16 protein-coding genes and 1 pseudogene are annotated in these 13250 nt (G+C 44.5%); 4 read left to right on the forward strand and 13 right to left on the reverse strand.

The genetic code is table 11. From position 1 onward, the window contains the following. Positions 1–17: 17 nt before the first annotated feature. The 5 genes from LZG72_RS28390 to LZG72_RS28410 form a co-directional block, all read right to left on the reverse strand. Complete coding sequence (locus LZG72_RS28390) at positions 18–1880, reverse strand: hypothetical protein (RefSeq protein ID WP_233878565.1); 1863 nt, start codon at positions 1878–1880, stop codon at positions 18–20. Next, positions 1880–2161 carry a hypothetical protein gene (locus LZG72_RS28395; RefSeq protein WP_233878567.1) on the reverse strand — a complete coding sequence of 94 codons (282 nt, stop codon included), beginning with the start codon at positions 2159–2161 and terminating at the stop codon, positions 1880–1882. Before LZG72_RS28395 ends, LZG72_RS28390 begins: the two co-directional genes overlap by 1 nt. An 82-nt stretch (positions 2162–2243) precedes the next feature. Further along, a complete protein-coding gene (locus LZG72_RS28400) occupies positions 2244–3086 on the reverse strand; it encodes a DUF2971 domain-containing protein (RefSeq protein ID WP_233878569.1) in 843 nt (280 codons plus the stop codon). A 419-nt stretch (positions 3087–3505) separates the two neighbouring features. Further along, positions 3506–4804 carry a hypothetical protein gene (locus tag LZG72_RS28405; RefSeq protein WP_233878571.1) on the reverse strand — a complete coding sequence of 433 codons (1299 nt, stop codon included), beginning with the start codon at positions 4802–4804 and terminating at the stop codon, positions 3506–3508. Continuing rightward, a complete protein-coding gene (locus tag LZG72_RS28410) occupies positions 4788–5303 on the reverse strand; it encodes a helix-turn-helix domain-containing protein (protein WP_233878572.1) in 516 nt (171 codons plus the stop codon). The genes LZG72_RS28405 and LZG72_RS28410 overlap by 17 nt, the downstream gene beginning before the upstream one ends. 113 nt (positions 5304–5416) lie before the next feature. Here LZG72_RS28410 and LZG72_RS28415 point away from each other — a divergent pair, with 113 nt between their 5' ends. Beyond that, positions 5417–6058: a DUF1353 domain-containing protein gene (locus LZG72_RS28415; RefSeq protein ID WP_233878574.1), complete on the forward strand. Its 642-nt coding sequence runs from the start codon at positions 5417–5419 to the stop codon at positions 6056–6058. A 107-nt stretch (positions 6059–6165) separates the two neighbouring features. On the opposite strand, the gene LZG72_RS28420 is transcribed toward LZG72_RS28415, so the two are convergent. The 5 genes and pseudogenes from LZG72_RS28420 to LZG72_RS28435 all read right to left on the reverse strand — a co-directional run bounded on the left by LZG72_RS28420 (position 6166) and on the right by LZG72_RS28435 (position 9865). Beyond that, a complete protein-coding gene (locus tag LZG72_RS28420; RefSeq protein WP_233878575.1) occupies positions 6166–6654 on the reverse strand; it encodes a hypothetical protein in 489 nt (162 codons plus the stop codon). 717 nt (positions 6655–7371) lie between these two features. Next, positions 7372–7746 carry a hypothetical protein gene (locus tag LZG72_RS28425; protein ID WP_233878576.1) on the reverse strand — a complete coding sequence of 125 codons (375 nt, stop codon included), beginning with the start codon at positions 7744–7746 and terminating at the stop codon, positions 7372–7374. Positions 7747–7882: 136 nt separating this feature from the next. Beyond that, complete coding sequence (locus tag LZG72_RS28430) at positions 7883–8518, reverse strand: hypothetical protein (RefSeq protein WP_233878577.1); 636 nt, start codon at positions 8516–8518, stop codon at positions 7883–7885. Between the two features lie 325 nt (positions 8519–8843). Next, a pseudogene (locus tag LZG72_RS29540) lies at positions 8844–9089 on the reverse strand (DUF1376 domain-containing protein); the annotation flags it as partial. Beyond that, the gene (locus tag LZG72_RS28435; RefSeq protein ID WP_233878578.1) at positions 9089–9865 is read right to left on the reverse strand and encodes a hypothetical protein; all 777 of its coding nucleotides are present in this window, start codon (positions 9863–9865) and stop codon (positions 9089–9091) included. The gene LZG72_RS28435 and the pseudogene LZG72_RS29540, both read right to left, overlap by 1 nt. Before the next feature lie 201 nt (positions 9866–10066). On the opposite strand from LZG72_RS28435, the gene LZG72_RS28440 reads away from it, so the two are divergent. Then, the gene (locus tag LZG72_RS28440) at positions 10067–10405 is read left to right on the forward strand and encodes a hypothetical protein (RefSeq protein WP_233878580.1); all 339 of its coding nucleotides are present in this window, start codon (positions 10067–10069) and stop codon (positions 10403–10405) included. Here the strand turns inward: LZG72_RS28440 and LZG72_RS28445 are convergent. The 3 genes from LZG72_RS28445 to LZG72_RS28455 all read right to left on the reverse strand — a co-directional run bounded on the left by LZG72_RS28445 (position 10400) and on the right by LZG72_RS28455 (position 11763). Continuing rightward, positions 10400–10624 carry a hypothetical protein gene (locus LZG72_RS28445; protein ID WP_233878582.1) on the reverse strand — a complete coding sequence of 75 codons (225 nt, stop codon included), beginning with the start codon at positions 10622–10624 and terminating at the stop codon, positions 10400–10402. The two genes, LZG72_RS28440 and LZG72_RS28445, sit on opposite strands and share 6 nt — an antisense overlap. 31 nt (positions 10625–10655) lie before the next feature. Beyond that, the gene (locus tag LZG72_RS28450) at positions 10656–11177 is read right to left on the reverse strand and encodes a hypothetical protein (RefSeq protein WP_233878584.1); all 522 of its coding nucleotides are present in this window, start codon (positions 11175–11177) and stop codon (positions 10656–10658) included. Between the two features lie 127 nt (positions 11178–11304). Then, complete coding sequence (locus tag LZG72_RS28455) at positions 11305–11763, reverse strand: hypothetical protein (RefSeq protein WP_233878586.1); 459 nt, start codon at positions 11761–11763, stop codon at positions 11305–11307. A gap of 175 nt (positions 11764–11938) precedes the next feature. Here LZG72_RS28455 and LZG72_RS28460 point away from each other — a divergent pair, with 175 nt between their 5' ends. Next, on the forward strand, positions 11939–12082 hold the full coding sequence (locus LZG72_RS28460) for a hypothetical protein (RefSeq protein WP_233878588.1): 144 nt from the start codon (positions 11939–11941) through the stop codon (positions 12080–12082). An 871-nt stretch (positions 12083–12953) separates the two neighbouring features. Beyond that, positions 12954–13250, forward strand: a 297-nt coding sequence (locus tag LZG72_RS28465; RefSeq protein WP_233878589.1) for a pentapeptide repeat-containing protein, incomplete at its 3' end; no start/stop codon positions are given.

Raw genomic sequence — 13250 nt, forward strand, 5'->3', positions numbered from 1 at the left:
AAATCTTAGATAATGGCTCATGTTGTGATACTCACTAAATCAGTGTTCGGGCGTTGATATGGCCAGTAGCCGAATTTCCGAATCCAGATGTTATTGGTCGTAAAAGATGGTGATCCAAATCGGAACTGGGTTGCCGAAGGAACTGTACCGGCCGTATCGGGTGTCACCGATCCGTTACGCGCCACATTGAAATCATTTACCTTGTATGAGGTAGAAAATTTATAAACTGTATTCTCTACGAGTTGACCCGAAACCTGCGGGGACCCTTGGGTGACAGAGTCATCAACAATGAAATAAACGGATGCAGGTGTGGTGTTATTAATCCGCATCTCTAGACGTTCATTATTAGAACCGCTGCCGTGATAGTATCCACCGATAGGTACAGTTGTCGGGTCATCGAACGTCTTGACCTCGAAATATAAAGTGCCTTCAGACTGGTTATACCAGCTGATCGCGTTATCGATCATCGTATCAGCAGCTCGGGTAACTTGTGATGCGCCTGTTGCGATGTATGATGTTGGACGTGTCCCTAATTCAAGCTGGGCACAACCCTGATAGTAATTGGCCGCTGCCGATGCGCCACTGCCACCATCACTAGAAACGATTCGTGTTTGCATAGAAATGATCGTATCTGTCCCTAGATTGAACGTTATCCAGACACGATAAATATCGTTAGGTAATAACTTAACTCCGGCGACAACCGCTGTTGCCGTGCCAAGAGCAGTTACCTGTCCCATTACGCCAGTCGTAAGGTTAAACCATACGTTTGCTTGATTACCGCCCACAGTGTTTTCAAAAAGTGTGATACGTAGCCAATCGCCAGCGGTACTCTTTTTGAAATCTGCGGAAAAAACATACGCTGTGCTTGCCGTGACAGTACAGGACTGTCTTACTAAGGCTGATGTTGTAGACTGCTGCACTAAATCTAGAGACATTACCCCGTCAGCACCAATCGCAGCGTTCGTCGTCACGGTAGAGTTTGTCTTAGTCCACGCAGCATCATTAAGATTATTAGATTGCAGGAACAGGTTTGTCGTCTGTTTCTCCATTAGATAACCTTCAGGCTGCAATGTTGTCGGGTTGTAATCGAGGCGCGGTGTGTAGAGTGCAGTTGTCGTTGTGTCGATATAAGTAGAACTGATACCACCACGTTTGAATGTGCATCTACCGATGTAATATTGGCCAGCAGCAGAAGAGAGTGAAGATGCGTCCCCTTGAGTGGCACGGGCTTGAAATACAGCAGTTACAGCAGTTGTTAAATACCCTGTGATCGAGACGCGATAAATCCCGTTACCCATGTTGACAACACTGTGTGACAGCAGAGTGCCACCACCACTGCCGCCTACTGTACCGGATGCACCCGTCGATAAATTAACCCATACACGGAATTGAACGCCTGTGCTGTCCTGATCAAAAACGAGAAGCCGAGTCCAATCTTGGTTTGAATACTTGAAATCCGCTGATGCGGTGACGACCGTGCCGGGGATAATCGTTACGGATTGGACGATAGCGGCGTTGGTCGAACCTGTCTGCGTTTCTAAATCCATCAGGTATCCGTCGATGCCGGGGATAATGTTTGCAGTGACGTTTGTACCTGATTTTGTCCATGAAGCACTTGCAGTATTATTCGACTGCACCAGCAGGTTCTCATTCGAGAACTCACGAATACCCTGCGCATTATACCGCATGGCACCGCTAAGACGCGTCATTGGGATACCGGGTCCGGTAACCAGTGGGTCGGTTCTTAGAAAGTCATAAGCCAGGGATGCACCGGAAAAGAAACCACCCTGCTGTTCAAAAAGGCCATTCTGGACAAACAAAGGCTGATTGCAAAACAACCCGATTCCACCAAATAGGCCGTTTTGAGTAAATTCAGCCATTAGACGGGTTTCGCCGAGATGCCGGTCAGGATAATACTTGTGGTCGTGCCGGTGGCCTGGGTGATGTACAGGTATTTAGGCACCATGCCGAAGCTGTCGATACCCGAAAAGCCCGCTGATGTCTTAAACATGCCTGTTGGCGCAGATGTCGGGGTTTTCTGGGAACCGTAGATATCGACCGTACCGCCGATCACTTCAATGCCAGGCTGTTCGTCCCCAGCCAGCTTTCTCTCAATCAGATAAAGGGTGTTAAGTGAAATCGGGGATTGGGCTGGCATCATGGGATAATCTCCTTGTTGGGGCGATTATAACAGGGCTTGGGAGAATGTAAAATGAAATTTGAAATCCTTATTATGAATATTATTACTTATCACCAGAACGTTTGAGTGAAATTTCTGAAAAAATCATTCTGAAATTCAATGGATCAAAAGTGGATCGAAACAACCTTATTTTTTTACGATATGCAAATTCGCTCATAAATATTTCTTCTTCTCTATTAATCCTACTGCCAAGATAAATTGCTGTTGGTTTAGGAATTTTTATATATTGTTCATCAAAGGATCCACTATCAATTATAAGTCGCCATTCTCTTTCGTAACTCCAAATTTTGTGCTTGTGAAGTGAAAAAAGCTTCCCTATGGACGCTTTAATTTTCTCTACGTCAGAAATAGGTGTCCCGAATAAGGATTTTGAATAGACAACAGGATACATCCATTTTAACATCAATTCATCTTTTTCTAGACCTGTAAAATCGTATTCAACACATATTCCTTTATGCTGGTCCGCATAATGCGACCACATCAGAACAGAATTCTTATTTTGACTAAAGCAACAAACTCTTAGCGATTTGCGGATTTCATCAGCGTATTTCTGACTTCGTAGTCCGTCGTATTTTCTTAGTGTTTTACCAAGCCCCGTAAAATCTTTGACGGCATATTTAATCTCATTTCCCGACTCATCCCATCCGGTTAGTGTGATATCTTCATCTCTACGATACAATGCAGCAGCGGAATCGTACGGATCATTGAATGTCGAAGGATCTGACACCCATACAGATTCTTTTTCCAAACCAATTATCGTTCGAGTTGATATGGAGTGATACCTATACAATTTTTTTGGCATCATTTGTGACACGAGATTTTGCGCTCCAATTACATCGTTCTTTATCAGGGCTTCAACAAAATCTTTTTTCCAATTATCTCTCATAAGGAATGTTTTGACAAATCTAACAATCATGTGCAAATGTGTGGAACTTTTCAAGGATGAGTCGGTGTTTGCACGTCATACTACATCTTCATGTCTTGAAAGACCTATTTGACATCGTCACAATGATCGACGCGATTTTTAAAATCGTTGAGTGGTCGCGTGCGCTTTTCAATTGGTTTTCCGTCTTGATAAAATCTGAGTGCAAAGCCTTCGAGCTATCCCATATCGCTTATCTGAAAGCCTTAAAAAAAATAACTAACGATTATATTTCGCAAAAATCAGAAGAATATTCTGTTCGGTTATATCTCAAATACTGAGACGTCTTTTTACGACTATTTTTTGTACAAAAGCAAGCAAAATTTCAATGGGTAAAACTGATAGCGCAACAAATAAAATTTGTTTACGTATATAAGTAATAGTTAAACCCCAGCCATCCCCACACGACCAACTCCGCGCTTCGTAATCGGGAACAGTTTCGTAATCACATAGCCAGCAGCATCATTCGGGTGATCATGTCCTGATTTCTTATCCGGCTCACCCTTGTCATCCCAGATCTGACGTTCCAGTGATTGTGTGTAAACCGGACATTTGGCTGTATTGACCAGGTAACGCCGTTCGTCATAGGTGTTCAGGAACATGGCATTCATGCTGTTGATCCTGTCTTTCACAGTCGGGTTGGCACCATCGACCACAATTCTGAACCCTGCCTTTTTCAGCAGCGCAATATCGGTTTCAGAGGCATTGACGCTTTTACGGCTATCACCGGATGCATCGGGATAGACTGAAATCAGATGACCATCATAACGCTTTTGTATTTCGGCGATCATAGCCGGTGTGTCGTATACGTTAACCATTTCAGCCAGGGCACGCGGCAGACCGTTGCGGATCACATGCACGATACCGGCCATCTTGCCCACGTTGAAGTCAAGACCGATATGTAAAGGCTCTTTCGGCTTGATCGTTTCTTCGGTGTGGCTCTTTCGGCGGTCGAAGCAATAATAAACCACGCCCTGATAGTTCTCAAAGCTGGCCTCGTATTCCTGACGGAATGTGCGCGGATCCAGTGTGCGCCGTGCAGCATCAATCTCGCTCTGTGGTACGTTGCCGCCGTCGAGCGTGGTGTAAAGCCAGCTCTTGTAATCGGGTTCACTCCCCTGCCCCATCAGGTAGGTATCATAGCAGTGGTTAAAACCCTTTGGCGTGCCGATCCGCAGGACGTGGCCACCTTCATACTGCTCACCTTTGATCTTGAATTTGCAGGTGGAAAGCATCGGGCGCAGAACTTCTTCCCAGGCCTCATACGGACAGTCTGCCCATTCGTCGATGAGCAGGAAGAACAAGCCAGAGCCACGGAGATTATCATAATTATCCAGACCGACGATCCGGATCACATGGCCAGTCCGGAGCGTGATTGAGCATTCGGTTTCATTCGGCCGGCCTGATATCCAGTTGGGCGGTATCGCCTGTTTCAGCCGCCGCCAGAATACCCGCTTTGCCTGTTTGAAGGTCGGCGCGCCATACCAGATCTCGTCCTCGATACTAACACCCCACTTCATAGCACAACGGGCAGCACGTCGCATTTCGGCCTTGCCCAGGAATGTTTTGCCGAAGCGTCGGCCACAGACGGCATCACGGAAACGGGCAGCCTTCTGCCAGCCCCACATGTAGATATTTGCCTGTTTCTTGGTCAGTTCTACCGGCTTAGAGGATTGGAGCATCCGGCACGCTTTCGTCAGGTTCCAGCTGGTATTTATAATCGTCCGGTACGTTCGGATCGGCTGGTGGCGGTGTGGTAGCATTCTTACGCCAGAGATCAGGACGGCGATTATGTAAGAACAATGCAATCGCATTTGTATCAGGTGGGACAGCACGCCGCACAGTTACGATCTCGACCCGTTCTTCGCCTTTGCCAGCTTTTAGTTTGAAAGCCTGCTGTTCCGTCCATTCTGAGCCACAGGCGCGCTCATAGAGCTTTGTAGCCACTTCTGCGTCCGCTTTCAGCTTTCCTGCGCGTATGGCCTCAAGAAATTCTGGAAACTCTTTTTTCCAGGCATTCAGTGTCTGCTCTGAAACACCAAAGAAATCCGCCATTTCACGGTCGATAGCACCAAGCAGGCAGAGCTTTCGTGCCTGTTCTGCGTATTCGTCTCGATAGGCGGAAGGACGGCCAACAGGGCGTTTGGTGACTGGTCCGGGAGGTGCTTTCTTTTTGGCCATGTGACTAGAATATCACAGGGTATCAAGTTTAAGCAAGTGTCTGGTGTGAATTTGCTTTGATTACTATTATGAGATTTAGCATTTTCATATTTTTAGGTGTAAACTCATCTAATGTGAAAAAACCTATCCTCTTTATCTTTATCATCTTTCTTGCTGCATTCAAACAAGACAAAAGCCCGCGCTTTGTAGGAACGGTAGTTGCTGAGTTTCTGAACAATGGGCGTCAAATGAAACTAATAAAAGAATTCGCGTTTGTAGATGCAAAGAAAAAGAAATGGCATGTTCCTGCCGGGCATATTGTAGACGGGGCTTCAATACCAAAGCCATTTTGGTCTATTATAGGCGGACCGTTTGAGGGAAAGTATAGACGCGCATCAGTTGTTCATGATTATTACTGTGATATCAAAATTATACCTTGGGGAGAGGTTCATAGAATGTTTTATGAAGCTTGTATCACGGAAGGAGCAGACGAGATTTTAGCTAAAACAATGTATGCAGCTGTTTATGCGGCTGGTCCGAGGTGGGCGACAAGCGTCAAAACAATAATTGCAAGTAGTGGAAATGGAATAGGAAAACCAAAAACTTTAAGGGTAGAGACATTTACCATTCTTGATGGTACCGGAAACAGTGAAGTTGCAGAAAGAACAGTAGAATGGATAAACAGCAACAACCCTACGCTTAATGAAATTGAAAAAAAACTGGCTCCGCAATTAAAGTATACGATAACGAGTAAACGAGAGATAATTAAAAAATGACAATTGTTTGTAGAACACTAAACCACCTGACCCCACCCATCGCAGGTGTTTTGCTTTCGCCATGTGGCCAGATTATCACAATCACCATCCATACGGCAAGCAGTGTGTTAAAATTCAAGCTTGACACTCCAGACGCCTCCAGATTCCACTGGTTTTGGTCCCCTACCTTCATCCATTCTGTACCGGCCATTCAGATTAATAGAACCTTTTCGTTTACCGTTTATCCAAGGAGTAATAGATCCGGAAGCAATCACATTTGATCTGTAGGTACTTTCACACCCATCACCTGCATTAAAATTGCATGAACAACCATCAGTCTTAATCCAAGTGTCGTAAAAGGCAAACCAAATTGTAGCATTGCCTTTTGTCTGAGGATCAAACCCCTTAACATACTCAACAAGAGCTTTCCAATGATCAATGCTACTTGGATTGTAATCTTGAGCTACTATTTCTAAACAATGCGATGTGGTATTTAGCGATTGGCTATAGGCACCCGCGTTTATTACTTTAAACTCTGGGTCTTTTTGCTGACCAATTGAACAGTACGAAATTAGAAGCAAGATAGGCAACAAAATGTTTAGTAGCAGGTGTTTCATAAGTTTGATAGAGATGGGTGATACTCAGCAAATTTAATAAATATATAGATAGTTTTTAGGGCGAATCTATCCATATAATAACAATCCCACCATCCACAGCATATCGCTTCTCAACCCAAACCGAAGCGACTTCCTGTTCCGTTCTGCTGTTCCAAAATTGTAGTTGAAAGTCCTGCGCACGTTTTTCACAGGCCGGGCGGGTTTGTCGGGATATACTGTTCAGGTTGATTTGCAAGTAGTTAGAAAATTGATTTTATTTATACCGACCTAAAATTCGATCTATGGACAAATATTACCGGGAGATGCTGAGCGATTTTAACAACTTCCTTTCTACAATAGGAGGTTTCGTCGTGTTAGTGAAGATAATCAGTTCGTTTTTCGATAAAATTCAGCCGTATATAGCACACCTACTAACGAACATTCGATATGAGGTTGCGTACACTGATTATTATCTGGAAAGCACAAATAATACGATTGATATATATAGATTTAACATCAATACATTGCAATTTATAATTGATAAGTTGAACCGGACGTCTGAGCTCCTAAACAGTGATAGTTTTAACGTAGATCCGATAGAAAGGGTACTTCCTCTAATTGATGGAAAGGGGCAAGTTCATATACTAATTCTTTTGTCTATTGCATTTGCACTGCAACTTTTCCAGGAAGTTTTAATGATTTATGGGGCTTTCGCTTGCCTTATTATTATTAGTCTTATTAAGTCAGGTAACTATGCATCAGTCCTATTACTTGATTTAGACCGTCAACAGGCGTCTTAGCCTTGACCACATGGATCTTGAACCCCAGCATGGCCAGCTTCGGATGCCGTTCCTTCTGGCTATCGGTCAGCACTCCCCTCTTTGCCTTAAGCTCGATCAGGCACATACGACCACCCGGTAGGTAGAATTTCAGGTCAGTGAAGCCATTACCCATACCCAGCGCTTTGGCCTTCTTAGCAGCGTGGATCGTCAGCTTGATGCCTTCCATGCCAGCTTCGAACTCGAACACCCCAGGCTCAACCTCCTGCCACTCCCTGAGCTTGTAAACGATATAGGACTGGATATCGGCTTCCGACCAGCGTATCGATTCCAAGTGCGGTGGATATTTGTGCCAGGCGAATTTGATAGGGGCTGGTTTGCGACCGAAGATCACTGATCCACCCAAACATCGGTAAAGCTGGCCGGCATCGGATCGACCTCGATTTCATAGATTGGTGGTACCAAGCGGCTCATTGACTTTCTCCCAGCGTTGAAATGAACACAAAAGCGTCTGTGATAGTCTTAGACCAATCAGAGACGGCATTCAATATCTCAGCCGTTTCCGGAAAGCCCCGCTTTTGACTTTCGGTCCGCACATCGTCGATCCCGTGCCAGATAGCCAAGTAGGGATAATTCTCTAAGTCGCTGGTCAATTGCTGCAGCCGGTACTTGATCTGGTTCTGGTCAGCGTCAAAGAACGGCTTTTCAGCCATCAGCTGGGTCAGCATCATCGTGATCAATCGTTTGTCGGCCGGCCGAATGCATTGAACCAAAAGCTTCCGGTAGGATAACGCCTGGTCTGCTGTGATCTGGTAAACCAGCCGGTGTCTCCAAACTCCATTCGGGTAGTCCGGATGATCCGTTAGATATTCCTGTTCCACTTTCTTGGATGAGTTCAGCTGACGCAGCCATGAGAGCACTGAACTGGCTTCCACGGGCGTTAGGGGCTGGGTTATTACCTCCTGAGCGTGCTGTAATTCGTGAGAGGTCATCTTCCCATCGGCCTTGGTTAAGCCACGTTGTAGGATGTGGGATATACTGGCTTGGGGTTCCGGCCGACTGGTGGGCTGCTGCAAATTGGCTAGCGCGGTCGAAAAGGAATTCATGATTTACTCCGTGGGTTTTGATTGCTGAGCGGTAAGCTTTGAAGGCAGCTGCTTTTCCAGTTCGGTTTGGGTAGATTGACCAGAAGGTTTCGAATTGTTGCGAATACACAATCTTCCCCCTGGGGGATATAGGGGGTATATCTTCGTTAGAAGATATCTGTCTACTGTCTCTGTCTACTGTAGCAAGCTGAAGCGGTGCTTCTTGTTTGCTTGAAGCAGAATTTTCATTGATTTCATTAGCTTTTTTGTGTCTGGCCGCTGCACCCTTCTTGGCACGCTCGGAGTGGAATTTTATGAGTTTATCCTGCTCATCAAGCATCTCATCGCACGTAATATTCGATAAAATACCCCCTGTTCCTTGCTTGAAGAATGCTTTAACTATGCTTGAAGCTAGCTTGAAGCAAGCCAGATCCACACCGGCAATCCGCGCCAAAGCCAGGTCATTGTCCGGCAGTGGTTTCCGGGTTTCCATGTAATGGTCGATCAGGCGACGGTAGATCCCGTCCTGCTCAGCGGTCAGGTGAAGGGTCTTTTCCCGATATCGTGCCGGGTGCCAGGGATACCAGTCCATTATGCCACCACCTGACTTATTTCATGTTCAGGATTTTTCCATTTTTCATAGAGCGATTCGATTTCAGCATAGTTCACAGGATGTTGTTGTCGAAAATCGGGAATCCTATCTGTCCCGACATAGACACCGTATTCCTTTGCCCGTAACCAGGCCGTCATGCCACCCTGTGTCCACCGGCTCATGCTTACATCAAAGAATTTAAAATCCTTACGAGTAAGAAAGCCGCGCTTTTCCAAGGTTATTGCCAACTTAATAGCACCTATTTTCCAGTGCGTGAGGGTTAGAGGTGACGGATTACCTGCGCCGGCATCAGATATGAATTCAGGTAAGGGGATTTTTCGGTTAGGACAAAATTCAAACCATTCCTGGCCTTTCGCATGTTCCAGATAGCTATATTTTTTGCCAGGCAGTTCAGGTCTAAACGGATGGTTTCTTTGGTAACTCATACAACCTTTTGGTGATAACCTTATGACCTCAATACCAAGACGACGGCACACCGATGTAAGGTCATAACCAACATAGTTGGGGACAAGGACGGCGCGGCAATCGGGTCCGGGATGTAAAATACTCCAGGTATCAACACTTTCTGCGGCCTGCAATATTACTTTGGCATTAAGCACTAGTTTGGCTTCAATGCCAATCTGAAACCCATCATCTTTTCGAGATAATAGAATATCGAAACCACAGCTTTCTGGGTAAACAGTCCATGTGTCTGGGACAGCTTCAATAAACTGCTGACACATTTCGGCTTCTGACCTAAATTTTACTTTGTTCACTTTTCCCCAACCTTACTCCTAACCTGTTAAAGGCCTGGCGGCCGCGCCGGTTAGGAAAAGCGTGTGCTGGGTGATCAAGCCCATACCGCCATTGGGTGAAGTCTATGCACCACCGTTAGGCGTGTCAAGAAAATATTTTAAGATTCAATTTGATAAATATAAGCTTCTGATACTTTAGCGGTTAAACTAAATTATTGGCTTATGCAAACTATTCTTTTGATGGACTGGACACTGGAATACTGGGTATGCGGAATTCTGGGTGCAATAGTTATTGCTTTTTTAATATTCCTTTTTTCAGGTAGTGACGGCGGGATGTCAGGGGGTAATGATATTCATCGGAATGATGGTAATAACGAGCCGGAAAAGAAAAGTTATTATGAATTTGATCCTACTAAAACTACCATTTATACGGGTGGTGGTATTCCTATTAATCCAGATGATTATCCGACCGACCGAGGGAGTTCTGGGGAACCAACGGCCATACACACTCCTCATGGTACTTATAAAAAGGATGAGAATGGAAACTGGAAATCGTCATAAATTATATGCAGCAATAACCCTATCCGCTTGTTCCCTACTTTTCAGCTTTTCCCCACCTGTCGAAAACTCAAACAGCCGGTCGGTCCGTTCGTCGTGCAGGAAATAGTTTTGTGACCCTTCCTTGCTGTAGATCTTGCAGGTAGTATATGCACCGATCCAGCCGATGTGGGGCAGATAATTGTCCAATTTAAAGTCGTGGATTTCGGTAAAGGCGTGCATTTATGAGATAAAGAGCAGTAAAGAGGGAGCTTTAAAAATCATTTTTGCTTTTATTTTTCACATAGACGCTTGCCAAAGCAACAAGTGATTTGTCTTCATAATAGATAACATAGATATCACCTTTCCCGACTTTACTTGGAACAATGTAAAGCGATATCTTCTGGGAATTGTCTTGCCATACGGAGTATTCGGCATTATCTTGAGTTTTCCCGCGAGCTGGCGCTCCGTATTTTTCCTGCAAAGTATTTAGAAGATAAGTTTTATCATAAATATTGTAAAAGGTAACTTCTACCACGGCTAGCTTGCTTTGGAAAAATTCAGCTTTGAATTTATTTGCTGTTTGCGTACCAATTTCGACATCATCATACTCCACTGCTTCAAAGCCAGTTGTATTTTTATGATCGTACTCAAATTTGCGTCCAGCTTTTTTTGACTTCATTGCAGTGTTAAAACTTTCTTTGCTCATGCCAAAAGATAGGCCTAATGGAGGCTGGATTGTTTGGGCACTTGAAATAGTAGCGAGCAATAGCAGAATTGGTATAATAGTTTTCATTTATATTTAAGGGCTGATTTACAGCGCAATATATAAATATTGAGATATTAGTAAAAGAAAAATAAGACGGTTTGGACGCAACTACTATGTAGGCGGGAAAGGAAGAACCCTTCGGTTAAAGGCTTTTTTATCCAGGATGATATTTTGAGATTCTCAGATTAACCGAACTTGTCCTTTTACACATCTGGCGGTACACCAGCATCGCTTCCTCATGTGTCATTTTTTTTGGTCCGCCTAGCCTACCAGCTGCCATTTCCTCAGTGACCGGTATCCATTCATCCTTACCAGATCCTCGGACTTCTATCACATAGAAATCATTCTTGTGAATTGTCCATAGCGGCTGATCCTTTATTTTCTGCTCCTCCGGGTTTAACGTCATCAGGAGCAGTTCGGCTGCAGCGTGGTAGTCGCCTCGATTACATTGATAGTGATGCTGTTTTGATACCGACTCCCCTGCTTTCTCAAAGTATTTCAGGTTTATTGCGACTATATCAGATGGTGGCAAAATCGGGTTGATATCCAATTTGTTCCGGATCATCTGCAATCGACTGTGCAGGGCGTGGGCATATAGTGAGTAATTCTTCATGATATCAAAAATATCAAAAAAATATTACTCAAAGTATCATTGCGGCTTTTATAATTTAAGTGGTTTTCTTATCTACATTCAATCTAAACATGACGTTATTTTCGTGCCCGAAAATTCGTTGTTCTACATTAAACATACATTTTGATTTTTTACCTTTACAACTGTGCAGCATCGCATGAAAAAAGGTAGCCCTGAGCCAGTTGGTTCAAAGCTACCCATCGAGCGAATCATCGGTGTCGCAACCGCAATTGCTGGTTTATTTTATGTTTCTCTACAAGCCCTGCAAAAGTTGGTAGAGATCATACAGCAGCTGCCTTGATTCGAATGCCCTTGATCCATTTTGTGGGTCAGGGGTTTTTCTTTTCAACAATGCTAAAAGCACATTGTTATTATTACATTGTAAAGTTTTGCAAATGTCATGACAATTGCAAATAAAATCGCCTAGTTAAACACGTTTAAACACGTTTAAACATTTTACTTAAACGGTTGAAGGTGAAGCTCGCACTCTTAGTGATGCTTAAAACAATACCATTTTACAGGTTCATTCTTCGGTGAAAACACCATCCAGCCTTGCTCCCGCAGATAGTGCATTCGTGTCTGACGACACCTGCGGGCTTCGGGACGGTGTTAGATCTGCTCGGCGGTACGGGAGGGTTTCTTTTTAATAAGAATGGCCGTTTTCTAGGCAACACTGCCCGAGAACATAAGGAAACAGGCGGAGTTTACAGGCGGAACGGCCAAAGACCTGTAATGTTATTTTATCATAGGTTGCCCTCCTTGTCTAGGATGAACTTCTGACCAGTCATTTCCTCGTACGCGCGGATCTGCATGGCTATCAATTCGTGAAAATGGATTACTGGAATGCTAGGGTTCCTAGGGGAACGTCTGCCTTCAAATACGTGGGCAATGCATATTTCATCACCACCAGACCACATACCACCCTTACGTTGCTCGATGCGATACTCCGTGTCACCAATACACTGAATTGTCTCAAATTTGATGTCATCTCTCATAATTGAAAAAATGTTTAAAATGATTTGGAATGATTTCCGTGGGAAGTGACCGTATCCCGGCCACAAAATAGCCCGACCCCCACCACATTTATTTTTCATTTTGTGCAAAAATATGCTTGACAGGCTGAAATGCCTGGTATATAGTGTAAGTCAGGCAACAACACACAGGAGTTATGAATGTCTGAAATCATTACACACGCATTACTTAAATCATGGTCAGCTTGTTCGGAAGGTTATCAACGCTTTTGCGAGTTATTCCCGGAAGGTGCTGATTTAAAAACAGCAGTTGAAGGTCTGGTAAATGATGGACACGATAGCTGGGGCAAGTGGCTTTTTGACCGCTGCAAGGAAAAATCTTTATTCTCCGAATATGTAGCCAAAGGCTACCGGAACACTGGCGACTGGAACACTGGCTACCGGAACACTGGCGACTGGAACACTGGCGACCGGAACACTGGCGACTGGAACACTGGC

Origin of the sequence: Dyadobacter sp. CY323, assembly GCF_021390245.1 — a bacterium.
Classification (GTDB): domain Bacteria; phylum Bacteroidota; class Bacteroidia; order Cytophagales; family Spirosomataceae; genus Dyadobacter.